26 protein-coding genes, 3 tRNA genes and 1 pseudogene are annotated in these 25,666 nt (G+C 54.2%); 17 read left to right on the plus strand and 13 right to left on the minus strand.

Translation table 11 applies throughout. From position 1 onward, the window contains the following. From APY94_RS06620 to APY94_RS06630, 3 genes are all read left to right on the plus strand, one after another. A partial coding sequence (locus APY94_RS06620) for an inorganic phosphate transporter (protein ID WP_058938881.1) occupies nt 1-605 on the plus strand: 605 nt, incomplete at its 5' end. A gap of 41 nt (nt 606-646) precedes the next feature. Next, the gene (gene tgtA, locus APY94_RS06625) at nt 647-2,389 is read left to right on the plus strand and encodes a tRNA guanosine(15) transglycosylase TgtA (RefSeq protein ID WP_058938882.1); all 1,743 of its coding nucleotides are present in this window, start codon (nt 647-649) and stop codon (nt 2,387-2,389) included. 38 nt (nt 2,390-2,427) lie between these two features. After that, nucleotides 2,428-2,504, plus strand: a tRNA-Val gene (locus APY94_RS06630). Nucleotides 2,505-3,203: 699 nt separating this feature from the next. On the opposite strand, the gene APY94_RS06635 is transcribed toward APY94_RS06630, so the two are convergent. The 5 genes from APY94_RS06635 to APY94_RS06650 all read right to left on the minus strand — a co-directional run bounded on the left by APY94_RS06635 (nt 3,204) and on the right by APY94_RS06650 (nt 6,278). Beyond that, nucleotides 3,204-3,362, minus strand: a complete 159-nt coding sequence (locus APY94_RS06635) for a hypothetical protein (RefSeq protein ID WP_157065493.1) — start codon at nt 3,360-3,362, stop codon at nt 3,204-3,206. A gap of 71 nt (nt 3,363-3,433) precedes the next feature. Next, nucleotides 3,434-4,435 carry a restriction endonuclease gene (locus tag APY94_RS06640; protein WP_058938884.1) on the minus strand — a complete coding sequence of 334 codons (1,002 nt, stop codon included), beginning with the start codon at nt 4,433-4,435 and terminating at the stop codon, nt 3,434-3,436. 180 nt (nt 4,436-4,615) lie between these two features. Beyond that, entirely contained in the window at nt 4,616-4,897 is a 282-nt protein-coding gene (locus APY94_RS13650) for a hypothetical protein (protein ID WP_083500629.1), read from the minus strand. Beyond that, entirely contained in the window at nt 4,839-6,131 is a 1,293-nt protein-coding gene (locus APY94_RS06645; protein WP_058938885.1) for a DEAD/DEAH box helicase, read from the minus strand. Before APY94_RS06645 ends, APY94_RS13650 begins: the two co-directional genes overlap by 59 nt. A 69-nt stretch (nt 6,132-6,200) precedes the next feature. Next, nucleotides 6,201-6,278, minus strand: a tRNA-Lys gene (locus tag APY94_RS06650). 112 nt (nt 6,279-6,390) lie between these two features. Between APY94_RS06650 and APY94_RS12925 the strand changes: the two genes are divergently transcribed. Beyond that, nucleotides 6,391-7,137, plus strand: coding sequence for a DUF835 domain-containing protein (locus APY94_RS12925; RefSeq protein WP_083500630.1), 747 nt, complete (start codon nt 6,391-6,393; stop codon nt 7,135-7,137). A gap of 44 nt (nt 7,138-7,181) precedes the next feature. Beyond that, nucleotides 7,182-7,269, plus strand: a tRNA-Leu gene (locus APY94_RS06655). Between the two features lie 146 nt (nt 7,270-7,415). Here APY94_RS06655 and APY94_RS06660 read toward each other — a convergent pair. After that, nucleotides 7,416-8,728 (minus strand): annotated as a pseudogene (locus APY94_RS06660) (RNA-guided endonuclease InsQ/TnpB family protein). A 167-nt stretch (nt 8,729-8,895) separates the two neighbouring features. Here APY94_RS06660 and APY94_RS06665 point away from each other — a divergent pair. After that, nucleotides 8,896-9,258, plus strand: a complete 363-nt coding sequence (locus APY94_RS06665) for a hypothetical protein (protein ID WP_058938886.1) — start codon at nt 8,896-8,898, stop codon at nt 9,256-9,258. On the opposite strand, the gene APY94_RS06670 is transcribed toward APY94_RS06665, so the two are convergent. Next, nucleotides 9,251-11,158, minus strand: a complete 1,908-nt coding sequence (locus APY94_RS06670; protein ID WP_058938952.1) for a helicase C-terminal domain-containing protein — start codon at nt 11,156-11,158, stop codon at nt 9,251-9,253. The genes APY94_RS06665 and APY94_RS06670 overlap by 8 nt on opposite strands. Before the next feature lie 49 nt (nt 11,159-11,207). On the opposite strand from APY94_RS06670, the gene APY94_RS06675 reads away from it, so the two are divergent. Beyond that, nucleotides 11,208-11,558: a hypothetical protein gene (locus APY94_RS06675; protein WP_058938887.1), complete on the plus strand. Its 351-nt coding sequence runs from the start codon at nt 11,208-11,210 to the stop codon at nt 11,556-11,558. On the opposite strand, the gene APY94_RS06680 is transcribed toward APY94_RS06675, so the two are convergent. Continuing rightward, nucleotides 11,548-12,246 carry a hypothetical protein gene (locus tag APY94_RS06680; RefSeq protein WP_058938888.1) on the minus strand — a complete coding sequence of 233 codons (699 nt, stop codon included), beginning with the start codon at nt 12,244-12,246 and terminating at the stop codon, nt 11,548-11,550. The two genes, APY94_RS06675 and APY94_RS06680, sit on opposite strands and share 11 nt — an antisense overlap. Before the next feature lie 90 nt (nt 12,247-12,336). After that, nucleotides 12,337-13,383, minus strand: coding sequence for a M42 family metallopeptidase (locus tag APY94_RS06685; RefSeq protein ID WP_058938889.1), 1,047 nt, complete (start codon nt 13,381-13,383; stop codon nt 12,337-12,339). 109 nt (nt 13,384-13,492) lie between these two features. Between APY94_RS06685 and sfsA the strand changes: the two genes are divergently transcribed. Continuing rightward, nucleotides 13,493-14,197: a DNA/RNA nuclease SfsA gene (gene sfsA, locus APY94_RS06690; protein WP_058938890.1), complete on the plus strand. Its 705-nt coding sequence runs from the start codon at nt 13,493-13,495 to the stop codon at nt 14,195-14,197. Here sfsA and APY94_RS06695 read toward each other — a convergent pair. Further along, entirely contained in the window at nt 14,194-15,441 is a 1,248-nt protein-coding gene (locus APY94_RS06695; protein ID WP_058938891.1) for a glycosyltransferase, read from the minus strand. The genes sfsA and APY94_RS06695 overlap by 4 nt on opposite strands. Before the next feature lie 102 nt (nt 15,442-15,543). Here APY94_RS06695 and APY94_RS06700 point away from each other — a divergent pair, with 102 nt between their 5' ends. Then, the gene (locus tag APY94_RS06700) at nt 15,544-16,440 is read left to right on the plus strand and encodes a toprim domain-containing protein (RefSeq protein ID WP_058938892.1); all 897 of its coding nucleotides are present in this window, start codon (nt 15,544-15,546) and stop codon (nt 16,438-16,440) included. Between the two features lies 1 nt (nt 16,441). Then, nucleotides 16,442-17,284, plus strand: coding sequence for a site-specific tyrosine recombinase/integron integrase (gene xerA, locus APY94_RS06705; RefSeq protein ID WP_058938893.1), 843 nt, complete (start codon nt 16,442-16,444; stop codon nt 17,282-17,284). A 37-nt stretch (nt 17,285-17,321) separates the two neighbouring features. On the opposite strand, the gene pfkC is transcribed toward xerA, so the two are convergent. Then, nucleotides 17,322-18,701 (minus strand): ADP-specific phosphofructokinase, encoded by a 1,380-nt coding sequence (pfkC, locus tag APY94_RS06710; protein ID WP_058938894.1) that lies wholly within the window; start codon nt 18,699-18,701, stop codon nt 17,322-17,324. Nucleotides 18,702-18,785: 84 nt separating this feature from the next. Next, on the minus strand, nt 18,786-19,499 hold the full coding sequence (locus APY94_RS06715) for a maleate cis-trans isomerase family protein (protein WP_058938895.1): 714 nt from the start codon (nt 19,497-19,499) through the stop codon (nt 18,786-18,788). A 95-nt stretch (nt 19,500-19,594) separates the two neighbouring features. On the opposite strand from APY94_RS06715, the gene APY94_RS06720 reads away from it, so the two are divergent. From APY94_RS06720 to APY94_RS06750, 7 genes are all read left to right on the plus strand, one after another. Further along, a complete protein-coding gene (locus APY94_RS06720; RefSeq protein ID WP_058938896.1) occupies nt 19,595-20,203 on the plus strand; it encodes a nitroreductase family protein in 609 nt (202 codons plus the stop codon). Between the two features lie 44 nt (nt 20,204-20,247). After that, the gene (locus APY94_RS06725) at nt 20,248-20,574 is read left to right on the plus strand and encodes a hypothetical protein (RefSeq protein WP_058938897.1); all 327 of its coding nucleotides are present in this window, start codon (nt 20,248-20,250) and stop codon (nt 20,572-20,574) included. 4 nt (nt 20,575-20,578) lie between these two features. After that, nucleotides 20,579-21,724 carry a tRNA uracil 4-sulfurtransferase ThiI gene (gene thiI / locus APY94_RS06730; protein ID WP_058938898.1) on the plus strand — a complete coding sequence of 382 codons (1,146 nt, stop codon included), beginning with the start codon at nt 20,579-20,581 and terminating at the stop codon, nt 21,722-21,724. Between the two features lie 9 nt (nt 21,725-21,733). Next, nucleotides 21,734-22,288, plus strand: coding sequence for a DUF998 domain-containing protein (locus APY94_RS06735; RefSeq protein WP_058938899.1), 555 nt, complete (start codon nt 21,734-21,736; stop codon nt 22,286-22,288). Nucleotides 22,289-22,330: 42 nt separating this feature from the next. Further along, complete coding sequence (locus tag APY94_RS06740) at nt 22,331-22,921, plus strand: adenine nucleotide alpha hydrolase family protein (protein WP_058938900.1); 591 nt, start codon at nt 22,331-22,333, stop codon at nt 22,919-22,921. A 160-nt stretch (nt 22,922-23,081) separates the two neighbouring features. After that, nucleotides 23,082-23,900: a cysteine synthase family protein gene (locus APY94_RS06745; RefSeq protein ID WP_058938901.1), complete on the plus strand. Its 819-nt coding sequence runs from the start codon at nt 23,082-23,084 to the stop codon at nt 23,898-23,900. Then, nucleotides 23,897-24,238: a hypothetical protein gene (locus APY94_RS06750; protein WP_058938902.1), complete on the plus strand. Its 342-nt coding sequence runs from the start codon at nt 23,897-23,899 to the stop codon at nt 24,236-24,238. Before APY94_RS06745 ends, APY94_RS06750 begins: the two co-directional genes overlap by 4 nt. Before the next feature lie 62 nt (nt 24,239-24,300). Here the strand turns inward: APY94_RS06750 and APY94_RS06755 are convergent, their stop codons facing one another. Continuing rightward, complete coding sequence (locus APY94_RS06755; RefSeq protein WP_058938903.1) at nt 24,301-25,608, minus strand: RNA-guided endonuclease InsQ/TnpB family protein; 1,308 nt, start codon at nt 25,606-25,608, stop codon at nt 24,301-24,303. Nucleotides 25,609-25,666: the final 58 nt, after the last annotated feature.

Here is a 25,666-nt window from a genome sequence, read left to right on the forward strand (position 1 = left end):
GGGCTTCCCTCGCCCTCGGGCTGCCGGTTGACTGGGGGACGGTCGGCAGGATAGCATCGGCGTGGGTTCTCTCACCAATCGTCGCCGCGCTCTTTGCGGTGGCGGTCTACAGGCTCTACAAGCCCCTGCTGAGAAGGATAAAGTGTCTGCGGAACCTTGAACTGACTCAGAAATGGCTTGTCTTCACGGCGGCGGCCTTTTCAGCCTTCAACCTCGGCGCCAACGAGCTTTCGAACGTGGCCGGACTGATGGAAGGCCTCGGCGTGGACGGTCCGTTTAAGCTTATTCTAGCACTCATCCTTACCCTGGGGGCGCTGACCTTCAGCTACGACGTGATGATGACGGTCGGGAGGGACATCTCCCCTCTTGGGCCAACTTCTGCCTTTTCAAGTCAGTTCGGAGCATCTTTGGCCGTCAGCGCGGCCAACCTAATAGGCCTGCCGGTCAGCTCGGGTCAGGCCATAGTTGGGGCCATAAGTGGTCTGGGCCTCTACAAGGGCGAGCACGTGAACCTCAAACTCCTCACGGGAATCGTGAAGGGCTGGGTAATAGCCCCGGTTTTCGCGGGTGCGATATCTTACGTTCTCATCACGTTTCTGGCTTAGGCTTTTAAACCGACCGCCGAAGGGCTTAGCGGTGTTGAGAGATGGTCGAGTTCAAGTTTGAGATCAAGGCGAGAGACGCCGCTGGAAGAATAGGAAAGCTGACCGTTAACGGAAAAACGATAGAGACCCCCGCCATAATGCCGGTCATCAACCCGAAGCAGCTGATAGTGACGCCGAAGGAACTCAAGGAAATGGGCTTTGGAATGGTGATCACCAACTCCTACATCATCTACAAGACGCTCGAACTCAGAGAGAAAGCCCTCGATGTGGGAATCCACAGGCTTCTCGACTACGACGGTATCATCGAGGTCGATTCCGGCTCCTTCCAGCTCATGCGCTACGGCGGCGTGGACGTTACGAACAGGGAGATAATCGAGTTTCAGGAAAGGATAGGCGTCGACATAGGCACGTTCCTCGACATCCCGACTCCACCAGATGCTCCGAGAGAAAAGGCCGAGGAAGACCTCAGGATAACGCTGGAGAGGGCGAAGGAAGCCGAGGAAGTCAAGAACATCGCGATGAACGCTGCCGTGCAGGGCTCCACATACCCCGACCTGAGAACCTACGCCGCTAAAAAGCTCAGCGAGATGAACTTCGAGATTCACCCGGTGGGAGCCGTCGTCCCTCTGATGGAGGGCTACCGATACAGAGACCTGGTGGACGTGGTGATAGCTTCAAAGCTCGGTTTAAGGCCCGACAGGCCGGTTCACCTGTTCGGTGCCGGTCACCCAATGATTTTCGCCCTTGCTGTAGCGATGGGGATTGACCTCTTCGACTCAGCCAGCTACGCCCTCTACGCCAAGGACGACCGCTACCTGACGCCCGAAGGCACCAAGAGGCTTGAAGAGCTGGAGTACTTCCCGTGCTCCTGCCCGGTGTGCTCACGCTACACGCCTCAGGAACTCCGCGAGATGCCGAAGGAAGAGAGGACGAGGCTTCTGGCTCTGCACAACCTCTGGGTAATCCGCGAGGAGCTCAACCGGGTCAAGCAGGCGATAAAGGAGGGAACACTCTGGGAGCTCGTCGATGAGAGGGCGAGAAGCCATCCAAAAATGTTCGCCGCCTACAAGAGACTGCTGGAGTACAGGGACTACCTTGAGAAGAACGAGCCAGTGACCAAGGCGAGTGCCTTCTTCAAGGTCAGCGAGGAAGCGATGAGCTGGCCTCTCGCTCACCGCGCCAAAACGAGGGCCGAGCGCGTTGCCCGGAAGTTCCCGGAGAGAGTGAACCACCCAATCTTCGGCGAGATTCCGAGGTACCTTAGCCTCAGCTACCCCTTCGCCCAGAGCGAGGGCGAGGAGGACTTCACCATAACCAAGCCCACCAAAGGAGAGGCGAGGAGCTACATCATGGCCATAGCCGAGTACCAGTTCGGAGAGGGCGCGGGGGAAGCCTTCAAGGATGCCTTCGTCGAGCTTTCAAGGAAGACGGGCATGCCGAGACAGATAAAGGCCAAGGGCAAGCACCTCGCGACCTTCAGGGCTGAGGACGGTCTCTTAACCCTTGGCATCGAGGGTGCCAAGAGACTCCACGAGGTTCTGCCGTTCCCGAGGATGAGGGTAGTGGTCAATTCAGATGCGGAGCCGTTCGCGAAGCGCGGAAAAAACGTCTTCGCCAAGTTCGTGGTGGACGCCGATCCGGAGATAAGGCCCTACGACGAGGTTTTGGTGGTGAACGAAAAAGACGAACTCCTCGCGACCGGCCAGAGCCTACTGAACGGCGAGGAGATGAAGGTCTTCCAGAGCGGTTTAGCCGTGAAGGTTCGCAGGGGAGTTGAGAAGTAGAAAATTTTATAACGTCCCTCCCTTCTCCTATTTCGGGCGGGCCCGTGGTCTAGATGGTTATGACGCCACCCTTACAAGGTGGAGGTCCGGGGTTCGAATCCCCGCGGGCCCACCATAAGAAACTTTGCCTGCGCAAAGTTTCATCAAAGTTCGTAGCTCCTTCTTGAAATGCTGGTTTTCAGGGGGTTTCTTATTATTGGAGCGGTTTAGCGTGGAGAATTGCTTTAAAAGCCTCTTTGTGTAGGGTTTGCTTTCTTTTGATGCCCTTCGGGCATCTTTTTGAAGTCAAACCCCTTTGCAAGGAATCTTTGGAGGTTCTCATAAGAAAAGTTGGCCTTGAGTTTAGAAACCCACCCTCAGAGTGCAACACTATAAAGAGCTACCAACTTTTGGTCAAGCTTTGTTAAAGCTTGCTCTGTACTCTTAAACCTCTGGGGGGCTCTCCCACACCCCCGAAAACTTCTCCTGTGCAATGTCGAGCTTTGCTCGACGCGAGGGATGATAGTCCCACAGAGTTTGACCAAGGTTGGTGATTCTTCTTGTGAGTGCTTCTCATTGAAGGTTTGCTCTTGTTTGGGAACTTTTGAACGGGGAATTCACTTGAGTGTGCTTCTTTTTTTGTGGGTTTACTTCTCCCGCGCTCCTTTGGAGCGCTTTAATGGTTTAAACCCTTGTTTTGAGGCTTGTGAAATGCGAATTCCAGCTTAAAATGGCAGTTTGGTAGTGCAAACCCATTTCAACTGCACCTTTGGGGAGAAGAATCACAAACTTTGATGAAACCTCACTCAGAGAATCACTAAGGAGGCATTTGGCATTAGTGCTTAGTTGGGATTAGGAATATCTCAAAATCATCGAGAAACACTCTTACACTAGCATGTCCTGAACCCGCAATAATACCATCATAAGTGTAGTATCTGGCTCCAAATTTGTTTATTGGGATATCTGTTCCAACTTTCTCTCCGTTAATGTACACATCAAAAACACCCTTTTGCCAGTTCATTATAATCCTAACATGATACCATTTTCTTGGTTCCCATTTGCTTATTAACACTCCATTTGCATAAATCCCACCGTCTCGTTTAAACACGACAAGTACGTAGTATTTTTTGTCATGCGAATTCCAGAATCTAGGAGACCTGTTGTAGCATTATCCTCGAACTTATCGCCGCATTTTGGATTCCCGTATCCTTCAATTCCAATGTATGTCTCGAATCCAATACTACTGTTCATTTTTCGGAGTTGTAGATATTTGCCATCAAAATACAGATACCTGTGATATCCAGCACTCCTACAGGAATCACCCCACAACTGGAAAGACTTATTCCCCGATACTGAAACATCTGCCACAACTTTTTGCTCAAACGATTTTCCACTCCAGCCCCATATTGGAAACCACCCATTCTGCTGGCCCATAGTGTAATCAGTTTCATATTTTTCAAAGTTATCAAAAAATAGGACGGTTCTATTTGGAATTTCCAGTATCTCATAGGTTGGCAACAACAATTTAAGCTGTTCCTGTTCAGGGACCTGGGTCGTATTTGTACTTGTTATCAGATTATCCGGTACTTTTGGCATGGAAAAGTATAACACAAGAACTAGGAACAAAATAACTGAAATCTTGGCAAGCTCCAAGTATGGGCTAACATACGAGCCATAATCGTTGTGAGGGAGGTATTCTTCTATTACTACTTCTTCTGCCTCTCTTTTCTTATCACCACTAGCTACTAATTCATCTGCGTGTATTAGTTTCACATTGGCTCTGTCTGCTAACTCCCATGCATTCCTTGTAAATCCAGATTTCGAAACTACCCATGCTTCATGGCACTTGTAATATTCTTTTCCACCCAAAACCTCTTGGATAGCTTTTACTCCTACCTTGTCCTTAGTATTTTTTACTTGTATCGCTATTTTTCTTCCATCTTTTTCTGCAATGATGTCTGCTCCAAAATCTCCACTTGCGGGAGTCAGTATAACTTTAAACCCCTTATTTTGCAGGGCCTCTGCAACTGCCCTTTCGAGAGAATATCCCTTCTTTTGAGGATTCATTAATGTCCTCTCCTTGATGTATGGTGGTCTTTATGTTTTGGCTATGTTACGTTCACTAAGTTTGAAATTTAAATATTTTTGATTTGTTATGTCGTGCTGTTGTGGTATAAATGCTCTAGTATCTAACTACCAGGGTGATAGTATACTATTGGGGCGATAGTTGTGCACAGGGTTGTATATTCAAGTCGCCCTCTTCTCTTCCTCTGGGAACTTCCAGTCCTTCGTTATTCTTGTCACTTTTCTCACAAGGGCCTTCTCCTCAGGATGCCTTGAGACGAGCTCCTCAAGGAAGGAAATTGAAGGGATCGGACAGGTCTCCAGAGGACTGTTAAGAAGAGCGATGCGGTCTGAATATGGGTTGAGATAGAGGGCAACGACCCGGTCGTCACCATCTACCTGCCACTCAATAGCGGTAATCGTGGGAGTAGCCGTCGGAGTAGTTTCTCCTTCTGCTTCTTCCACCCTTCTTGCTCCTTCCGTCCCTGCCGTAGCTCCTCGAGCGGCCCGAGTTTCTGGAGTAGCCTCTTGAACCGTGGTTCCTCTGATTCTCCTTCTCGTACCTCTCGCGGTACTCGCGCGGAATTTCCTCGCTCAGCTCGGACTTGCGTATCTCAACACCCGCAGTCTGGGCGATGTAGCGGAGCCTCCTGAACTCGCCGGGCATTATGAAGGTCATCGCCTTTCCTTTCTTTCCCATCCTGCCGGTTCTGCCTATCCTGTGGACGTAGTCCTCGGCCGTCATGGGCAGGGAGTAGTTCACGACGTAGTTTATGTCCTGCACATCGAGGCCCCTGGCGGCGACGTCAGTCGCAACGAGAACCCTGGTTTTTTTGGTCTTGAAGCGCCAGAAAGTTCTCTCACGTGCGGCCTGGCTCATGTCACCGTTGAGTGCCTCGGCGCTGTAGCCAGCCCTCCTGAGCTTCTCACTGAGCTCCCGGGTTTCCCTCTTGGTGGCGCAGAAGACTATCCCGTAGAAGTCCCCGGCGCCATCGAGTATCTTCCTGAGCATCGTGAGCTTCCTCGCCGGGACAACCTCTATGTACTCCTGATCCACCATCTCCGGGACGAGCTCGTCGCTGCTGACGCTTACCACCTCGTAGTCACCCATGTAGCGCCTCGCGAGCCTCTTTATCTCCGGCGGCATCGTAGCGGAGAACATCAGCACACGCTTCTTTCTCGGCGTCTCCCTGAAAATCGCCTCTATATCGTCTATGAATCCCATGTCGAGCATCCTGTCGGCCTCATCGAGGATGAAGAACTTTACGGAGCTCAGGTCGAGGGTTCCGCGCCTTATGTGGTCGAGAACTCTGCCAGGGGTTCCAACTACGACATGAGTCCCCCGCTCAAGGGCCCTTATCTGCGGTCCTATCGGCTGGCCGCCGTAGACGGCGTAAACGTAAACCCTCTTCCTCCCGCGGAGGCTTTTGATTTCATCCGCCACCTGGAGGGCAAGCTCCCTTGTGGGCGTGAGGATTATCGCCTGAACGGCCTTTATCTTCGGGTCAATCGCCTCGATTATCGGGAGCGCAAATGCCGCTGTTTTTCCCGTCCCTGTCTGGGACTGGCCGATTATATCGACGTCGCCAGATAGAAGGCGCGGGATTACCTCCCTTTGAATATCCGTCGGACTTGAGAAGCCCTTCTGCCTGACGGCCACTAACGTGGCCTCGGATAAGCCTAAGCTTTCAAAACTCATTTTCCTAACTCCTTACGTTACTCAAACGCATCCCTTCTCAAACGGAACGCGTCGAGAAGAAACGCGGTCTGGCGGGCCGGGGGGGATTCGAACCCCCGACCACGGGATTAAGAGTCCCGCGCTCTAACCATGCTGAGCTACCGGCCCTCAACCCGAAACCATAGACGGGAGGTGGCTTTATAAATTTTTCGGTAGGGCTTCAAAAGCCACATCTTACCCTCACGAAAAGGATATAAACCCTGACCCTCATGTTGAAACGATGATCACTTACGAATATGTGAAACTTGCGGCAGAGGTTGTGGCATTTGTTGCGGTGATGGGGGCGATTTACTCCTTCATGGCTGTACGGAGGGTTATCAGAGACACCCTTGGTGAGGGCGTTTTTCGTGCCCTTGTCTTCGGAAGCCTGCTACTTCTGCTGGGTTATGGGGTCAACGTGCTTAATGATGTAGTATCCTCGGAGTTTCTGAAGATCCTGGACGACGTCCTAGTTGCCCTCGGTATGGGCATTGTCATGGTGTGTTCCATCACCACGAGGCGGGCAATTGCAACACACGTCGAGCCCCACGTTGTTTTTGACGGCACGTCTACCATCTCACCCGGGCCGTACCTCGTAAGATCGATGTCGGTTGCCTCGGTTTTACGCCTCCTCTCCGGCAAGAAAATTCTCGGCGTTACCCGCCTCCCGGAGGTATACATGCGCTGTGGTGCCTCCTACATCTGGATCAGCAACGTTGGGGGATCGAATGTGGTGTCTCCCACTGCCCTCGCACCGCTCCTCCATGCGGTAACAACGAGCGTTGACAGAGATACCTTTGTTATACTGGACAGTGTGGATTATCTTGTGCTGCACAATGGGGAGGAGGCTGTTCTGCGCTTTGTTCTCCACATGAAGGATATACTGCTGACTAAAGGTGCCGGGCTGGTTATAATCGCTTCCCCCGAGACGCTGGGCGAAAAGATGGTAACCCTGCTTGAGAGGGAGTTCAGAAAGCTCCCCATGTGACCGTAAAATTTATAAAGGCTCCCCGAGCCTTATAGTTTGGCGACGCGGGGGTTGCCAAGCCTGGTCAAAGGCGCGGGATTGAGGGTCCCGTCCCGTAGGGGTTCCGGGGTTCAAATCCCCGCCCCCGCACCAAACGGCGCTTTTCTGGTTCTGGGGAATCTTCACCTGGAGTTTAAGCGTCGGTACGGTTGTTTCAGGTTGTACGGCAGAAAGAACTCCTGAGAATGTGTATGACCTCCTCTCGCCCTAAAGGGTGGGGTTTCCGTCGGGGAAACCCCCTAACTCAAGGACAGGGAGGTTTGAGGGGTAACCCTCATCACCCCCTTTGAAAGGGGTTCGGAGAACCCCTCCGGGAGGGTCTTCCCCCAATTACCCCTACCCGCCGACAAACCCGGCAGGCTCGGGGTTATCTTTTCCACAACCTTCCTCAAAATGTTGAAGGCCCCGACCAAGTCCGCATTCATGACAACGCCCTCTTCACGGCACTTAAATAAACCCCTGAAAATCCTACCATTAGAATGGCGCTGGCCGCAGAGAGGGCAAAGCTGGGAAGTGAAAGCCTCATCAACATCCTCAACGAGAATACCATACTCTTCCGCAACTTCCTTGAGCCTTTGAATCACCGTGTTGAACCGCCAGACGTGGGAGAGGAGAAAATTCTGCCTTCTGCCCTTATCAGGGTTCCTGCTAATGCCCTTTGGATAACCAAAGAGGATTCTCGAAACCCCGAGTGATACAGCCTCTCAACAGTCTGCCTCACCGCAGTGTTAATGTAGTGTTTCGCCTGAAGTTTGGCCTCCTCGTGCATTCTCCTGAGCTTCTTACTTTTCTTCGCTCCAGATTTATTGAGTTTGGACTGATAATCGGCTATTCTCCTCCGCCAGTGGAAGGCTATGCTCTTCAACGGTCTCCCGTTCACGAGGAAACCCTCGCCGTTCTCGACGTAAACGGCCATTAAGTTATTCACTCCCAGGTCTATTCCAGCCGAAAGGTTGCCCAAGGGTTGTTTTGGAACTTTAACCCACTCGTCGTTGATTAGCTTCTCTTCTACAGTGAAGCTCACGTGAGCGTACCATTTGCGCCTTATTGGATTGTAGTGTATCTCAAGCCTTCCCTGCTTGCCTTTGAGGTAAACCATACCCTAGAACCTTGAATTGGATTCTCAGCCTTCCAAACTTTCCGAGGTGCCTCAACTCAATGACATTCCCATGGATTCTGTACTGGTCGTTCCGGAGGGGGATGATGAATAGTTTCCTCCCGTTCTCTTCCCTGATAAACCCGGTGGTTTTGGCTTGAACCATTCTGGTAATTCCCCATTCCGCTTATTTCTCAAAAGAGAAAAGAAACTCCGCCAGCTTTCGGCATTCTTCCTCGCCAACTGTTGAACGGTCGAACCACCAATCCAGTTTTTGAACTCTTGGTACGCCTCTTTTTCCGTCCCGTTAAAGTCAATTTTGTCGAATTCCTTGAATTGCTTGAGCCTCTCGTAGTTCAGCCTGTTCCAGATTACTGCGGTGGCGCGAGCTAACTCGAAGAGTGCTTTTTCCTGCTCCTTGCTTGGCTGGAGTTTTACCGTTACCGTTCGCTTCATTTCAAGGTGTGGTATGTTCTCAGACTTTAAAATAGTTTGCTTTCCTGTTTAACGGCTTTTTGGGCGGTGATTGTACCCTACCATGAAGGGAGAGGCTTGTTAAAGAAAAAAGTCAAAATTTGTGTGTACCGAAACATTTATCGTTAGAAACACATCATTTAGTAGCGATGAAGATAATAAAAATCCCCAGTAAGGACAGTGTGGGCGTCATAACCGTTGGAACTCCCCTAGAGGTTGAGCCGGACATCGAGGTTAAACCGCGCAAAGGGGAACTGGTTCTCTGGGTATCCAACCCGAACACGGTAAAGGTTGAGATTGACAATGAGATTGAGCTGTATGAGTACATCGGATTTTGGCAGAAGCTGGATCCGGAAATAGTTTTTTTGAACCGGAGGATTGTTTTAATTCCCGGCGAGACCATCGAACAGCGCATCCCCGTCGATCTGCCTCCCGGACGCTACAAGGTCGTTAAGTTTGCGTACGTGAAGGGCGCCAAAATTGGGGTGGAGAAGGAGTTCACAGTTAGGTAGCCCAGAACCTCTTGAGGTAGAGTCTCATTCTTCCCAGATCAACTGGTCTCACAGTTTCCACCATCCAGTCCGGCAGGTCTTTTTTTATGCCCCTCCAGAGCAGGCGGTAGTCGAGGACCACTATTGAACCCTTCTCCTCCGCTGAACGGTGCACCCTTCCCGCAGCCTGAACGAGCTTCCTGTGGGCCGGCAGGTAGTAGCCGTAGTACCTGCCCTTCTCCGGGAACTTGCGTTCGAAGTACCTTATCCTGGCCTGAACCCTCGGCGTTGGCCTCGCGTAAGGGATTCCGACGAGCACCACGCCGTTCATTTCGTCCCCGCTGTAGTCCTGTCCCTCGCTGTTCCTGCCGCCCATCACGCCGAGCAGGACTGCCCCGTTGCCCCTCGCGTGGGCCTTGAACTGGGCGACCATGAGGTCGTTCTCAGCCGAAGAGACGCCCTGCTTCTCGATGAAGACTGCCTTTCCCGTCTCCTCCAGCCTAACCTGGAGGTTCGCCGATAGAAGACCCTGGAGAACCTCGTAGGATGCCGCGAAAACCCCGACGTTCTTCGGGATTATCCTTGCCGCTTCCACTATGTAGTCCACCATCTTCCTGTAAACCTGGAGCGAGCGCTCATCGCCCCTCGTCGAGACGTCTTTGGCTACCAGAACCTGGGCGTTCTCGCGCTTTACCATCCTCGGGAACTTCTTCAGGCGGGCGTTCTCCACGCCCATGACATCGCGGAAGGCCTCAAGCGGGGTGAGTGTTCCGGACATGAATATCGCGCTCTGGACATCTTTTATGAAGCCCAGAGCCTTGGATGGATCGAGGGCAACGAGCTCGAGGCTCAGCCCCCTGTCCCTGCTCATGAGGAACAGGTAGTCCTCCCTTCCGATGAGGGAGAGCCACAGGAGAAGGAACTCGCCGACGCGCCCGATGTAGGAGCGGGGAGGTTTGCCCTTTTCTATCCTGTCCTCCCTTATCGAATCCCCGACCGCCACCATGTCGTTGAGTGTCTTGACGAGCCACCTGGTGTCCAATCCAAGGACATCGACAACGTGAGAGAACACCAGCTCCGGCTGGATGGCGGTCTCCTGGACGTCCCTGCCCGCCAGTTTTTCCTGGAACAGTATCTCCAGCCCCCTGCTTAGGATGCTCAGGAAGTTTGCTATCTCGTGCTCGTTGTACTCGTCGGCCTCTTTTATTGCCCTGTTGATTGTGTTTATGCTTATTTTATCGCTGAGTGCTGAAATCGCCTGATCCGGGAGGTTGTGGGCCTCGTCAAAGACGACTATGAGGTCGGAGTAATCGAGGTCCAGGGAGCTTATGAAGTTCTCCCGTATGGTGGGGCTGAGGAGATAGAGGTAGCTGGCGACTATCACGTCCGCCTTCTCCGCTATCCTCTTGGTTAAATCGTAGGGGCACAGCTCCAGGGTCTGAGAGTAGTCGAGTATCTCCGCGGGGTGACTCGGCTCCCCGAGGAAGAAGCGCACCAGCTCGTCGAACTCCGCCTTTTTCTTCTTTTCGTTCTCGTAGAACTCGCACTTGCCCATCTTCTTGAGGTTCTTGCAGACGACCATGGCGGTGTAGGCGTCGCTCGTGAACTGGGTGAGGTACGTGTGCAGGCAGAGGTCCTTCCTGCTCCTGAGCTCAACGCCGGAAACGGGGCTCTTCCTGCTTATCGCCTTCAGCTCCTCTATGACCCTGTCCATCTGCCTGTGGGTTCTGGCCAGGTAGAGCACCTTGTAGCCCATTTCCTTGGCGTGGGGGAGTACTCCAGCCAGAACGCTCACGGTCTTTCCGAATCCTGTGGGCGCCTCGATGATGACGTTTTCTCCGTTTTCAACTGCCTTTGAGACCAGTTCTATGAAATCGCGCTGGTTTGGTCGCAGGTTTTCGTATGGAAAGTAGTCGGTCATGGGAAAGAGTTTTAACGGCTCGCTTTTAACTTTTCCCCAGGTGACAGTAATGGACGAAAAGACGAGCAGGCTCATTGAATACACTGTCGAGGCCCTCGTGGTGACATGGCTGGGATACCTGTTCCTCTATCAGAACTACCTGCTCTACCGGTGGCACCGTGGGCTCCCGTTGCCCTCCAGATCCCCGTTCATCCTCATCGGAGTGATTCTTGGGATTCTGTTCTTCTGGTACGAGTGGAACAAGTTCGAGAAAGAGCTCGCTAGGAGGGAGGAAGCCGCCAGTGAGCCTGCGATCCCCGTGGTTTCCAGAAGCTCGAATCCAGAGACCGAAGCCGGCTCCCCCGAGGAGCCCTCCGAAAGGACCTCGGAGACGGAAGAAAGCGAAGGGGCTACTCCCTGATCCTGATGACGTACTCTCCCCTCGCATCTATCCCCTCAAAATCCTCCGTCCCCACGTTTAGAATCTCCTTCTCCACCTCAATGATCGAACTTCCGGAATCCGACCCGTACTCGACCCTTTTCACGATGTCATTCTCCACCATGACCGTGAACCACTCCCCTCCGTTCTCACCCCTGAGGGTGAACGAGGGGCTTCCGATATTGAATCGGACGTACCTTATCGCGTGTGCCATTAGGAAAGGCTCAAAGTTTCTTATTATGAAGTTCCGGGGGGAGCCAAAGGCCCTGGCGGCTATCGTGTGGTGGCTCTCCGCCATTCTGGCCAGGGCGGTGCCGGAGCCCTTTGCCAGAAACTCAAGCTTCTTGCCCAGCATTCTCTCACCGGGGATGTCGGCGGAGGCCTTCGCGATGAGTCCCCCGTCTGCGGCGAAGGAGAGTATCAGAAGCCCCCTGGGTCCTTTCACGACGTAGGTGACGTGGGGTTCGTTAAAGGTGAACTCGAGAACTCCCTCAAACTCGAACCTGAGCAGAAACTTCCTGATGGCAAACCTGGCAAAAACCTTCTCGCCCCTCTGGGTTACCCCGGCCTCATACGGGAACATCGAGAAAACCCTCTCCTGCCTTGAAGCTGCCCCCACAAGCGCTTCCCATCCTGCCGAGAAGGGCACCTCTGCCGTCCTTGACTCCATGGGGCGCACCCTTGTACATTTGTCCCCAGAATGTACTCGAACGAGTTTTTAAAGTTGGCGATGGAAAACGATGAAAAAACGGAGGAAAGCTCAGAGCTTCAGCTCCGGAATCTCCTCAAGAACCTTGACGGTCAGCTTAACCGCCGCATCGACGTCGCGCTCGTCAACGACTTCCGTGTTGGAGTGGATGTACCTCGCCGGAATGCTTATTCCGCCGCTCGGGACGCCGGCCTTGTTGAGGTGTATCGCTCCCGCGTCGGTTCCGCCGCCGGTGAGGATGTCCCACTGGTAGGGAACCTCGTGCTTCTTGGCTATCTCTTCCATCCAGCGGACGATCGTCGGGTGGCAGATGACGGAGCGGTCCATTATCTTAATCGCGACGCCCTTTCCGAGCTGGCTTATCTGCTTGTGCTCCGGCGTTCCGGGAACGTCGGCGGCGATGGTGACGTCGAGCGCAAAACCGTAGTCCGGGTCTATGCCGAAGGACGAGACCTTCGCACCGCGGAGACCGACCTCCTCCTGAACCGTTGCCACGAAGTAGACATCCGCATCGGTCTCCGCCAGCTGCCTGGCCGCCTCGACGAGGATGTAAACCGCTATCCTGTCGTCGTGGGCGATGCTGACAAGCCTGTGCTTGCCGAGCCTCTCAAGCCTTCCGTCCCAGGTGATGACGGTGCCTATCTTAACTCCCATCTCCTCGGCCTCTTCCTTGCTCTCGGCGCCTATGTCTATGAAGACCTCGTCCCAGGTCGGGGCCTTGTTCCTCTGCTCTGGCTTCTGGATGTGCGGCGGGACACTTCCCCCAACGCCGTAGATGTACTCGTTCGGGCCGACCCAGACCTTGAAGCGCTGGGCGATGAGCGTCCTCGGGTCAACGCCGCCGACTGGTGCAACGCGGAGGAAGCCGTTCTTCTCGATGTGGGTCACCATGAGGCCGATCTGGTCCATATGTCCAGCTAGCATGACCTTCGGGCCCTTGCCCTTTTTGTGGGCGATAACGTTTCCGAGCTTGTCGACGGTTATCTCGTCGACGTAGGGCTTGAAAGCCTCGATAACAACGTCCCTGACGCCGAGGAACTCGTAGCCGGAAACACCCGGCGCCTCTATAATCTTTTTGAGAAGTTCGTAGTCAACCATCACAACCACCCCTTTCGTTTAGATTTCCATCTAAATGGTCATGCCAGGGATATTTAAGGTTTTAGGTGCCATCCCAAAGACTTTTTAGCTTCGGGGAGGAACATCCCACATGGAGTTGCTTAGGCTTAACGTAGTCCCCTGCATCTTCCGCAAAAGGCTCAACCGCTTCGTGGCGCTGGTCGAGGTTGATGGTGATGAGAGGAGAGCCCTGGTAACCAACACGGGTCGATTGGAGGAGTTCCTGGTTCCGGGCAGGAAAGCCTTCTGCACGCCCAAGACTGGCGGAAAGACGGACTTCGTTCTGGTCGCCTTTGAGGATTTTGATGAAAGGGGGGCGGTGATAGACACGCGAACCCAGGCCAAAGCCTTCGAGCGGGCGGTGGAGCTTGGTTTGATACCATGGCTGGAGAACTGCCGGCTAAAGCGGAAGGAAATCACGGTCGGCAAATCGCGCCTTGATTACCTCTTCGAGTGCCCGGAGGGTGAGGTCTACGCCGAGATGAAGAGCGCGGTTTTGAGGGGAGGTGAAAGGGGAGAGTACGCGATGTATCCCGATTGCCCCAGCGTGAGGGGGCAGAAGCACATAAGGGAGCTGATAGGACTCTCAAAGGCGGGGAAGAGGGCTATGATATTTTTCATCGGGGCGATGCCCGGTGTCGAGAAGTTCAGGCCCTATGAGATGGGCGATCCCGAGATAGCGAGGCTCATTAAAGAGGCAGTCAATGTAGGCGTTGAAATCCACGCGCTCAGCATCTCCCTCCTGCCCGATGGGAGGGTCGTTCTTGAGAGGCCGAGCCTTGAAATCGAGCTCTAAACCGCCGTCCGCGGGGTCTTGTACCACACCTTCTTGGCCTTTCTGCCCTCCCATAGGCCCGCGAGGGATATAAGCACCCAAATCTGGGAGTAGGTGTAGTACATGAACGGGGCGAGGAGCCAGCAGCTGAGACTCTTTATCCCCCCATCGTAGAGACCTGCGAATATCTCAAGGAGGAACGCAAGATAAACGAAGCTGAGAATAAGCCCCGTGAACCAGGTTATGTTCCCAAAGGTCAAAAAGAGGGCCACAAAGGCCACATCGGCAACTATAACCGCTATGGCGAGGAGGTAGTATATCATCAGCGTGAGGAAGAGGTCGATTCTTAGTCCCCAACCCGGTATCTCTCCGAGGTGTTTGATGTGCGTGGCAACCGTATAGACGTTTCCAGCCGCCCACCTGACCCTCTGGCGGAACCAGACGCGCCAGCTCTCGGGTTCTTGTTCCCAAGTTACCGCGAGTGGGTTGTAGGCTATCCTCTTGCCCATCGCGATTATCCTGAAGGAAAGCTCTAGATCCTCAGCCATGGCCCTCTCGTCCCAACCGCCAAGTTCCCCGAGGAAGGACTTTTTGATTATGAAGTTCGTACCTGGGAGAACTGCGGTTTTGTACAGCCTGCTCTTTCCACTCTGCCCTGCCAGCTGGAAGTAGAGGTACTCCATACAGATGAACCTCGTGAGGACGTTCTTTCCCCAGTTGAGCGTCCTGACCTTCCCCGTAACCGCAGGGGTTTCATCGTCCAGCATCGAGACGAGCCTCTTAAGCGCGTCCGGTTTCGGCCGATTGTCCGCGTCGTAGACAGCTATAACTTCGCCCTTCGCGAGCTTTAGTCCGTAGTTGAGGACGTAGCCCTTGCCCCTTCCGCCGCCTTCGACGCTGACCACCTTTATGAACGGGTACTCCGCGGCCACTTCCCTGGCCCGCTCAAGGGTGTCATCCGTTGAACCATCGTCCAGAAGGAGAACCTCGAGCCTGTCCTTGGGGTAGTCGAGGTTTGCCATCGCCAGAAGGGTCTCCCGTATCACCATTCCCTCGTTTCTGGCGGGTATCATTATCGTGACGAAGGGTAGCTCGTCGTCAGGGGGAATTGGGGGCTGAATGAACCTGGAGTTGTACCTCAGCCCGGTAAAGGTGAGCGTGAGGTAGTACAGGAAAATCGGATATATGACCACTCCCGCAAATATCCAGATGATGTAGAGGATGGAAATTACGATCTCTGCGGCCGTGTTAAGGAGCACGGCCATACACCCCACCACACTACGCGCCTTTTTCTTATAAGGGTACTCCCGACCAATATGCACGGAAGCGTTTTAAACCCGGAGTGGAAGAAGTGTTAGGTGGTAGGAATGGCGATAGTCGATGTTAGAATCCTCGTGGAAGGTGCGAGCGACGTTGAGGTTGTAAGTAAGGCCCTTCAGGGCTTGGCTTTGGGAAGCGAGTACAACATCACGATTTCCGCGATAATCCCGACGACCAACGTTGAGATAGCGAAGAGCGCCGCCGCCGGAGCCGACCTGCTCATCATAGCAACCGACGCAGACAGGGTCGGAAGGGACCTCGCGGAGAGGCTCTACAGCGAGCTGAACGAGATGGTCGGACACGTTGAGAGGATGAAGCTGCCCCTCGGCCACGATCTTGAGCACGTTGACGTTGAGCTCGTCAGGAAGGAGCTCAAGAACACCCTCGTCCGGGCGGGGTTGAAGACCCTCCAGCTTCTCCCCGGATACGTGGAGCTGAGGAAACAGCTGCTGGATGTGAAGGGACAGTACGACCTGCTGGCTCAGGAATACGAGAACCTTGAAAAGGAGCATGGGGAGCTCCAGGAAAAGTATGAGGAGCTTCACGCCGAATACGTTAGGGTTAGAAACGAGAACGAGGGATTGAGAGAACTGCTGGAGAAAAAGAGCAGACCCCGCAGAATAGATGATGCCTGGAAGTCTCTCTTCCCTGCGGAGCCGGTTCCGGACGAGGGGGTCATAGCCCTGGCCGTGAAGAAGCTCGGCCTGGCGGGTAAGGTGATAGTCGGACAGGGCTACATCTTCGCCGAAGAGAAGGAACTCGTGGAGGAACTGCTGAAGACGGTCTACCTAAGCCTGAGTATAAAAGAGGAGCTTCCCAAGCCGCCCAAGCCACCGGTTGAAGAGCCACCGAAAACCCTCGAGCCCAAGCGAAGCGAGCCGGAGGTCGTTGAGAACGCCGAAGTAAAGCCCGAGGACATTGAGGGGCTTCTGAAGGGGCTGTGAGATGGAAGTCCCCGAGCTGATGGAGGAGTACGAGACATACCTCGACCTCGAGGGGAAGAGTCCGAACACGATTAGGATGTACTCCTACTACGTGCGCCGGTATCTGGAGTGGGGCGGCTCCCCAAACGCCCGCTCCGCCCTCCGTTTTCTTGCGAGGCTTAGAAAGGAAGGCTACTCCAACAGGAGCCTCAACCTCGTGGTTCAGGCCCTGCGCTCCTACTTCCGCTTCGAGGGCTACGACGAAGAGGCCGAGAAGCTCAAGCCCCCAAAGGTCCCCAGGAGTCTTCCAAAGGCTCTGACGCGCGATGAAGTTAAGAGGCTTCTCTCCGCCATTCCGCCGACGAGAAAGCGCGATAGACTCATAATTCTCCTCCTCTACGGCGCCGGTCTGCGCGTCAGCGAGCTGTGTAACCTCAAGAGGCGCGACGTTGACCTGGAACGCTCCACCATTGTGGTTCGCGGCGGCAAGGGTGCCAAGGACCGCGTCATACCCATTCCGGAGTTCCTTGCGAAGGAGATACGGGCATACCTTGAAACGCGCTCCGACGACAGCGAGTACCTAATCGTTGAGGACAGGCGCAGGAAAAAGGACAGGCTCTCCACCAAAACCGTGTGGTATCTCCTGAAGCGCTACGGCGTCAGGGCCGGCGTTGATGTCACGCCCCACAAGCTCCGCCACAGCTTCGCGACTCACATGCTCGAAAACGGCGTCGACATAAGGGCCATTCAGGAGCTCCTCGGCCACTCGAACCTCTCGACGACGCAGATTTACACCAAGGTTACCGTCGAACATCTCAGGAAGGCGCAGGAGAAGGCGAGGCTGATAGAGGGGCTGATGGAGTAGAAAACGGTACGCTATGCTGTACAAAAAAATTGGATATTCAAAGCTCCCCCTTCTTCCTCAGCATCGCGAGGTAGCACGTGAAGGCCCCCGCAGAGATGGTGTCGCCCAGGCCGACCGTTGAGACCGGGTTCTTGACGAGCCTCGTCGGGATTATGACGACCTTGTACTCCCTGGTTCTCAGGCGCCTCTTCGCCTCCTCGAAGCGCAGTTTGACGTACTCTCCGCGCTCGTTGTACGGTACGCTGGTACCCACCTTGAAGTCCTCGGGCGAGCGGATTTCCCCAAGGGACGCGCGGGCAGCGGCCAGAGTTGTTGCGAGCTCAAGACTGCTCCTCAGCTCGTCCTCGCTCAGCGGGTTGTCCGCGTGGGTGATGTACATGATGTAGTAAATCGTGTGTATCTGGAGCACCTCTAGGTTCATCTCATCTATGAGGATTTTTCCGCCGAGAACCGTGTCCTCAATGCGGTTGTAGGTAAAAATCCTGTCGGAGAGCTTGGAGTAGCCGAGGGCGTTGAGGACGTGGGCTATCTCGGCCTCGTCCATGCCGACGCTGTCAACGAGGGGGAAGAGGTTGTAGATAACCTTCTTCCTGAGCTCGCGGTTCTGTATCGAGGCGAACTCGAGGTGAACCTTAACGTCCCTCTCCCGCTTGAGCAGGAGTATGTCCTTTTTGGCCTCCCTGAGGTAGTGGTTCGCATCCTTGCCGTCCGAATAGCGGAGCTTTATTCCCTGGTAGCCAGACAGAATAGCCCCATCAACCTGAAGGCCTATCTCTGGCAAGAACCGCTTCAGCTCGGGCTCGGTGTAAATCCTTATGCTCTCGAAGCGGGCGGAGACTATGAACCTGCCAGAGAAGGGAACCTGTATAGTCTCGTCCCCGAGTCTGAAAGTCGTCCCGGCGCGGAATTCAAAAATGCGGTTCACCTTTATCGGGTCGCCCTCCCTGTAGGCCTCGCGGGGGTGTTTGAAGGTCAACCTGCCATCCTCGACGACCGGGTATGCGAGGTTGGGCCTGTCCACGAACATCTCGGCCTGCTTCCTCGCGAGGTGGGGGGTGTAAACCATCACCCGCCTGAAATCCAGATTCGCCAGGAGGTTGGCTATGATTCCGGCCTGGCCGCCCATCCTCTCAACGTCGTATTTGAAGTGGGAGTCGAACCACGTGTGGAGCTCCTCGTTGACGAGGGGCACTGCCATCGGCTTGCCGGTCTTGAGGGCATGTACCAGCCTGGCAACGAAGTCCAAGGGCTCGTTTATCTCTCTGGGATAGTCGTCCATCCTTTTCCTGACCGCCTCGGCCCCAAACTCGTCTATGAGCCTCTGCACTATCTCCCCTTTCAGAAAGGTTATCGCATCGACGTTCGTGTTGTAGGCCGTGTATACCGAAAGCTTCCTTGCCTCGTCCAGGAGCCCCATATGTATCACCCTCAGTGACTAACACCTAAGAAATGCGGGGAGTTCTTAAAAGGATTTCGGAATGAAGGGGTGGAAAGAAGAGGGTCAGAAATCGATGAATAGCTTCCCCAATCCGGGGATCCGCTCCATAACGTCCATCTGGCGGAGGGCCAGCCACAGCGAGGCCTGGTTGCTCGTAACGACCGGAACGCCGAGGTCCTCCTCGAGAACTTCGATTATCTCGAAGGTTCTGAGGTTGGTGCAGCTGATAAAGATCGCGTCCGCCTCGTCCATGAAGCTCGCCTTGGCGAGGCGGTAGGCCTCGTGGGGTTCGAGCTTTCCAATCTGGGTATTGTCCTCTATTCCCAGCCCCCGGATGTCAAGGACCTCGAAGTCATTGGCCTCGAGAAACTCCCTCTCCCGCGCGTTTATCTCGTCCGTGTATGGGGTTATCACGAGTACCGCCTGGGCATCGAGTATCCTGAGGGCCTCGACAACGGCCGTACTCGTGCTGACCACGGGGACGTTTACCTCCTCCTCGACGTTCGCCTCGATCTCCTTTTCGTAGTCCTTCCCCCCGATGAAGGAGCCGCTCGTGCAGCCGTAGAGGATAAGCTCAACGCCCGCGTCACGCAGAAGCCTGGCGCTCTCAACGGCCATGGCGTTCATCTTGACCAGTTCTTCCTCCGTGACATTCTTAAGCGGAACCCTCGCCGTGTGAAGGGAGACACCCTCCGGGAGCGCGGAGTGAAGCTCCATCTCCATCGTGATGTTCGATGATGGGACGATAAGACCAAGCCTTCCTCTCCAGCCGTACATGCTTTCACCTCTTTGAGATTACTCCGGAGTTCTCTTAAACCTTTGGTTTCGGAAAGGCTGATTAAGGTCGGCGAGAAATCCCTGGGGGTGATAGCGTGGAGCTCGACGACGCGATATTGAACAGGACTTCCGTGAGGTATTTTGAGGAGAAGAACGTCCCTGAGGAGCACGTTAGAGCGCTTGTGGAGGCCGCGGTGAGGGCACCGACCGCGAGCGGTCTGGAGAACTGGAAGTTCGTGATTTTCAGGAGTGAAAACGCGAGGGAGAGGCTCTACAACCTCATAGCGGAGGGCATGATCAGATACTACCGCGCCGTGAACCTGCCCGATGAGAAGATAGAGAAGCTCAAGAAACGCATGTACGAAAGCGGGATGTACCGTGCACCGGTTTACGTGGCGGTCTTCATTGACAGGCGCGTCCGCTTCCTCAAGGGGCGCGAGTTCGACGAGCCTGAGTTCATCTGGAGTGTGGAAAGCGCGGCGATGGCGATAGAGAACCTCATGCTCAAGGCCGTTGAGCTCGGCCTCGGAACGGTCTACATAGGCGTTACGAATTTTCAGGGCATAGAGGAGGAAGTCAGGGAGCTTGCGGGCCTCGACGGGAACCACTATCTCGTTGGGGTCATCCCGGTCGGCTATCCGCGGGAGGAGACACGGCCTAGAAGACGGAGAAAAAGCATTGACGAGGTGCTCAGGTTCGTCTGAGTTACCTTTTTATTCCCCCCACCTTACCAACCTCCGGTGGGACGATGATAGAGTTCGTGATACTGCTCGGGGTCATAGGCGGCTGGATAATAGTGGCCTCGACGCTTTTCCTGATGCTTGCGCTGGGCCAGACGTGGGGCCTGATCGGCGTCGCCCTGCTCATCGGGTTCATCCTGGTCAACCACTCCCTCAAGAGGAAGTACATGAGCACGATAGTCGATGCGACGCCCGGGGCCAAGGCCATAGCGGCGCACATCTTTGAGATGAACGAGCTCATCCTGCTGTCCTCATATCTAGTTTCCCTGCTCCTCTACGAGGGCATACAGAAGTACGTGGAGATAATCATCAAGTTCCCGGGTACGGTGGGGTGATTCTATGTTCAACGTGGTGATCGTCAGATACGGTGAGATAGGAACCAAATCCCGGCAGACCAGGAGATGGTTCGAGAGCATACTCATGAACAACATCCGCGAGGCACTGGTGAGCGAGGGGATTGAGTTCAAAAAGGTCGAGGCGAAGCACGGGAGGGTTCTCGTGAAGACGAACAAGGCGAGGGAGGCCGTTGACGTTCTTGGGCGAGTCTTTGGCATAGTGTCGCTCTCCCCTGCGATGGAAATTGACGCCGAGCTGGATAAGATTAACCGGACGGCCCTGAAGCTCTTCAGAAGGAAGAAGAGGGAGCTCGGCCTTGAAAGGCCCCGCTTCAAGGTCACCGCCAGGAGGATAACGAAGGAGTTTCCGCTCAAGAGCCCCGAGGTTCAGGCCAAGGTCGGTGAGTACATCCTTGGGAAGGAGGAGAGCGAGGTTGACCTGCACAACTACGACATCGAGGTCGGCGTTGAGCTGATGGAGGGTAAAGCCTACGTCTTCGTTGATAAAATCTACTCCTGGGGCGGTCTGCCGATTGGCACCCAGGGCAAGGTCGTTGCCCTCCTCAGTGGGGGCATCGATTCCCCGGTAGCGGCGTTCCTCATGATGAAGCGCGGTGTCGAGGTCATCCCGGTTCACATCTACATGGGCGAGAAGACCCTTGACAAGGTCAGGAGGATATGGAACCAGCTTAGGCGGTACGGCTATGGCGGAAAGGGTGAGTTGATAGTCGTCAAGCCCAAAGAGCGCGAGAGAATCCTTGAGAAGCTGCGCGAGATGAAGAAGGAGAAGTACACCTGCGTCTTCTGCAAGTACATGATGGTGAGGCACGCGGATAGAATAGCGAGGGAGTTCGGGGCGAAGGGCATCGTCATGGGTGATTCCCTTGGACAGGTCGCTTCGCAGACCCTTGAGAACATGTACATAGTCAGCCAGGCGACGGACCTGCCGATATACCGTCCGCTCGTGGGGCTCGACAAGGAGGAAATCGTCAGGATAGCGAAGGAGATAGGAACCTTCGAGCTCTCAACCCTGCCGGAGGACGAGATTCCATTCATACCAAAGCATCCGGTTATAAGGGGCTCTTGGGAGGAGTTCAGGAAACTCTACAGGGCTGTTTTTGGAGAAGAACCTCGGAAAAGGCAGTGCTGAGGTGGTTCTATGGACTTCGCCAAGCTGTCCGCGTACATCAGCCTCTCCCTCCCCATTATCTTTATCGTGGGACTGCTCATCGTTGTGAGCCAGAACCCATGGTTCTCCTTCAAGGGAAACGCCCTGAGCGACATGGGGTCGATAAAAAATCCGATTAACTACTACTTCAACGGCTTTCTGATGGTCTTCGCGGTTCTCGGTTTCATAGCCGCCATCGGGGCCCTCAGGCGTGGTCTCGCCTACCTGATGCCCCTCGCGATGGTTTTCCTGTTCCTCGTTGGAGTTTTTCCTGAGGAGTACGCGCCGCACGCCCCGGCGGCGGTCTTCTTCTACGTTCTGGCCCTGGCGGATATAGCGATCATCGGCCTGAAGCTCGGGAGAAACGGACTTTCGGCCGGCTACGCCTGGAGCGTTCTGGCGGTTCTCACCTTCGCCCTGATGATCTACCTCGTGAAGGCTGGGGTCTTTAAGGGGCTCGCGATTCCAGAGCTGGTTGGCGCCGCCACGATACTTGCGTGGTTCACATACATCGGCCTGCTCCAGCTCAAGGGTTTCAAACTCTGAGTTGAGGAAAGCTTCATATATTCTTCCCCGCTTTCCTCAATCATGAAGGCAGTGGCGCTCTTAAGTTCGGGCATTGACTCGCCGGTGGCGATCTACCTCATGCTTAGAAAGGGCTTTGAAGTGACCCCCGTTCACTTCAGACAGAGCGGTACGAAGGAGTCCAAGGTTTTTGAGCTCTGCGAGGTTCTCGGAAAGTACGGAAAGCTGAATGAGCCGGTTATAGTAGATGCCTACGAGGAACAGGCACCGGTTTTTTCGAAGCTGGCAGAGATTGGAAAGGGAAAGTGGACGTGCCTCTTCTGCAAGTGGACGATGCTGAGGAAGGCCTGCCGGATCGGGCATGAAATCGGGGCGGAGGCCATAGTAACCGGGGACTCCCTCGGCCAGGTGGCAAGTCAGACCCTCGACAACCTCATGATAATAAGCTCCGCCAGCGACCTGCCGATTCTGAGGCCGCTCATAGGGATGGACAAGGAGGAGATAGTTGGAATCGCCAGGGAGATAGGGACGTTCGAGGTGAGCATCGAGCCTGAGGAGCCATGCCCCTTCGTGCCGAGGTATCCTGTTGTCAGGGGCTCGCTCGGTGAGTTCGAGAGGATAAAGGAACGGCTCATGGAGGAAAGTGCCCTCTGATTACACATTTCTGTGTATAACTGTTCGTTTACGGAAAGCTTTTAAATGGCCACCCTAAGTTCTTCCCGGTGATTGCAGGTGAACGTGTTCAACAGCACGATGGAGCTATACGAGAAGTACAAACCCACCCCCCTGGTCAGGCTTTCCTTTGAGAGGGGGGATGTATTTTGCCAAGTTGGAGTTCTTTAATCCCTTCAGCAGGAGCATAAAGGACAGAACGGCTTTTAACATGCTTTTAAAGGCCCTTGAACGCGGGGACATCAACGGCACGGCCCTTTTTGAGGCAAGCTCCGGCAACACCAGCGTCTCCCTCGCTGCCCTGAGCAACGTTCTCGGCATAGACTTCAGGGCGTACCTCCCGAGACCAACACCGAAAGCAACTCAAGTTCTCCTGAGGGTTCTAGGGGCAGAGGTCGTTGTCACCGACTTCGAGACCATCAACACGGAGATGGTCGAGTTCGTCAAAGGGGGGGCTAGGAAAGCAGGGGCCGCGAACCTCAACCAGTTCGAGAACGACGACAACTTCGACGCCCACTACCGCTTCACCGCCAGGGAGATCGAGGAACAGCTGAGGAGCATAGGGAAAACGCCCGACGTCATAATAGCCGGCATCGGAACTTCCGGACACATAGCTGGCATAGCGAGCTACTTCAAGGAGCGCTACGACACGCAGGTTATCGGCGTCGTGCCGGCGAAGGGCGAGAAGATACCCGGCATCAAGAGGCTTGAGACAAGGCCCAAGTGGTACTTCCAGGTCGAGATAGACAGAGTCGTGGAGATAACGAGAAAAGAGGCCATCGAAGGAGCCATCCGCGTTGCCAGAAGCGACGGCCTTCTCATAGGCCTCAGCTCCGGTGCCGTTGTTAAGGGTTATGAGAAAGTCGTCGGAGAGCTAGGCGAGGGGACGTACGTTCTCATATTCCCCGACGATGGGTTTAAATACGTCGAGGTATTTGAGAGCTATCTGGGGATGACATGAAGCGACTTGCCCTTGCCACTCTCCTTCTTTCAATCAATGGAGTACTACTACTGTATTACGCCTATTCTTGGGGGTCCCTGGTTTACCTGGCCTTTGCCCTCCTGAGCTTGGTCCTTGCATACGGTGTGGGAGCGGAGAACAGAACCGCGGTAAAGGTGGCGCTCATCTACTCGGCCATCGAGTTTTTCTTCGCCCTGCTGTTCCTTATCGCCGGCAACCTCTTTTCAGCGATCGATGCCGCGATAAGCTTCTTCATACTCCACGACATCCTGGGCTACATCAAAGAGGTGACCCTGGAAGAGGATGGGGAGAAGCCTGAAGCCGGCGCGGGGGAATGAGTGAGTTGTCTCTCATGACCTCCTCCCAGCCTTAAAGGACGGGGTTTCCGCCGAGGAAACCCCTAACCCAAAGGCGGGGAAGTTTGAGGGGTTCTCATCACCACCCTCTTTGAAGAGGGTTCGGAGAACCCCTCCGGGACGGCCTTGCCCCAATTACCCCTACCTCCAGCCAGGGCTGGACGGCTCGGGGTTATCGTTCTCACCACCCTCTTTAAGATATTAAACGCTCCAACTAAGTCAGCGTTCATTACAACGCCCTCTCCACGGCACTTAAACAAACCCCTAAAAATCCTCCCATCAGCGTGGCGTTGGCCGCAGAGAGGGCAAAGCTGGGAAGTGAAAGCCTCACCAACAACCTCAACGAGAATACCATACTCTTCCGCAACTTCCTTGAGCCTTTGAATCACCGTGTTGAACCGCCAGACGTGGGAGAGGAGAAAATTCTGCCTTCTGCCCTTATCAGAGTTCCTTGCGATTCCCTTTGGATAACCAACAACAATCCTCGAAACCCCGAGACGGTAAAGCTTTTCCACCGTCTGCCTCACTGCCGTGTTAATGTAATGCCTCCCCTGAAGTCTCGCCTTCCCGTGCATTCTTTTGAGTTTCCTGCTCGTTTTGGCTCCGCTTTTGTTGAGTTTGGACTGATAATCCGCAATCCTCTTCCGCCAGTGGAAGGCGATACTCTTTAAGGGTCTCCCATTAACTAAGAAACTCTCACCGTTCTCGACGTAAACGGCCATTAAGTTGTTCACTCCCAAATCAATGCCAGCAGAGAGGTTCCCCATTGGAGTTCTTGGAAGTTTAATCCACTCGTTTCCAATTAGTTTCTCCTCGACGGTGAGGTTGATTTTCGCATACCATTTGCGCTTTACCTCGTCGTAAGTTATCTCCAAGCGCCCCTGCTTGCCCTTAAGGTGAACCCTCCCCTTGAATTGAATCCTCAATCTTCCAAACTTTCCAAGTCTTCGCAGTTCGATAACGTTCCCGTTAATCCGATACTGGTCGTTTCGGAGTGGGATAATGAACAGTTTCTTTCCGTTCTCTTTCCCGACGAATCCCGGAGGTTTCGGCCTGAACCACTCTGGCAATTCTCCACTCTTTTTCTTTCTGTTGAGTGCGAAGAAACTCCTCCAGCTTTCAGCGTTCTTCCTGGCTAATTGCTGGACTGTTGAGCCGCCAATCCAGTTTTTGAACTCGTGGTAAGCTTCCTTCTCCGTTCCATTAAAGTCGATTTTCCCGAAGTCCTTGAATTGTTTGAGCCTCTGATAGTTCAGCTTGTTCCAGATTACCGCTGAAGCGTGAGCTAATTCGAAGAGGATTTTCTCTTGGGTTTTGCTTGGCTGGAGTTTGATGGTTACTGAGCGCTTCATCTCAAAGTATGGTATGACTCTTAGGCTTTAAAAGAGTGTTGCTTTCCCGCTTAAGGGT

This window comes from Thermococcus celericrescens (assembly GCF_001484195.1).
Classification (GTDB): domain Archaea; phylum Methanobacteriota_B; class Thermococci; order Thermococcales; family Thermococcaceae; genus Thermococcus; species Thermococcus celericrescens.

Bases quoted from the DNA above. Each gene is read 5' to 3' on its own strand.
- tgtA (WP_058938882.1), top strand. From the start codon at position 647: ATGGTCGAGTTCAAGTTTGAGATCAAGGCGAGAGACGCCGCTGGAAGA.
- APY94_RS06640 (WP_058938884.1), bottom strand. From the start codon at position 4,435: ATGAATCCTCAAAAGAAGGGATATTCTCTCGAAAGGGCAGTTGCAGAG.
- APY94_RS06645 (WP_058938885.1), bottom strand. From the start codon at position 6,131: ATGAGTTTTGAAAGCTTAGGCTTATCCGAGGCCACGTTAGTGGCCGTC.
- APY94_RS12925 (WP_083500630.1), top strand. From the start codon at position 6,391: ATGATCACTTACGAATATGTGAAACTTGCGGCAGAGGTTGTGGCATTT.
- APY94_RS06665 (WP_058938886.1), top strand. From the start codon at position 8,896: ATGAAGATAATAAAAATCCCCAGTAAGGACAGTGTGGGCGTCATAACC.
- APY94_RS06670 (WP_058938952.1), bottom strand. From the start codon at position 11,158: ATGACCGACTACTTTCCATACGAAAACCTGCGACCAAACCAGCGCGAT.
- APY94_RS06675 (WP_058938887.1), top strand. From the start codon at position 11,208: ATGGACGAAAAGACGAGCAGGCTCATTGAATACACTGTCGAGGCCCTC.
- APY94_RS06680 (WP_058938888.1), bottom strand. From the start codon at position 12,246: ATGGAGTCAAGGACGGCAGAGGTGCCCTTCTCGGCAGGATGGGAAGCG.
- APY94_RS06685 (WP_058938889.1), bottom strand. From the start codon at position 13,383: ATGGTTGACTACGAACTTCTCAAAAAGATTATAGAGGCGCCGGGTGTT.
- sfsA (WP_058938890.1), top strand. From the start codon at position 13,493: ATGGAGTTGCTTAGGCTTAACGTAGTCCCCTGCATCTTCCGCAAAAGG.
- APY94_RS06695 (WP_058938891.1), bottom strand. From the start codon at position 15,441: ATGGCCGTGCTCCTTAACACGGCCGCAGAGATCGTAATTTCCATCCTC.
- APY94_RS06700 (WP_058938892.1), top strand. From the start codon at position 15,544: ATGGCGATAGTCGATGTTAGAATCCTCGTGGAAGGTGCGAGCGACGTT.
- xerA (WP_058938893.1), top strand. From the start codon at position 16,442: ATGGAAGTCCCCGAGCTGATGGAGGAGTACGAGACATACCTCGACCTC.
- pfkC (WP_058938894.1), bottom strand. From the start codon at position 18,701: ATGGGGCTCCTGGACGAGGCAAGGAAGCTTTCGGTATACACGGCCTAC.
- APY94_RS06715 (WP_058938895.1), bottom strand. From the start codon at position 19,499: ATGTACGGCTGGAGAGGAAGGCTTGGTCTTATCGTCCCATCATCGAAC.
- APY94_RS06725 (WP_058938897.1), top strand. From the start codon at position 20,248: ATGATAGAGTTCGTGATACTGCTCGGGGTCATAGGCGGCTGGATAATA.
- thiI (WP_058938898.1), top strand. From the start codon at position 20,579: ATGTTCAACGTGGTGATCGTCAGATACGGTGAGATAGGAACCAAATCC.
- APY94_RS06735 (WP_058938899.1), top strand. From the start codon at position 21,734: ATGGACTTCGCCAAGCTGTCCGCGTACATCAGCCTCTCCCTCCCCATT.
- APY94_RS06740 (WP_058938900.1), top strand. From the start codon at position 22,331: ATGAAGGCAGTGGCGCTCTTAAGTTCGGGCATTGACTCGCCGGTGGCG.
- APY94_RS06745 (WP_058938901.1), top strand. From the start codon at position 23,082: ATGTATTTTGCCAAGTTGGAGTTCTTTAATCCCTTCAGCAGGAGCATA.
- APY94_RS06750 (WP_058938902.1), top strand. From the start codon at position 23,897: ATGAAGCGACTTGCCCTTGCCACTCTCCTTCTTTCAATCAATGGAGTA.
- APY94_RS06755 (WP_058938903.1), bottom strand. From the start codon at position 25,608: ATGAAGCGCTCAGTAACCATCAAACTCCAGCCAAGCAAAACCCAAGAG.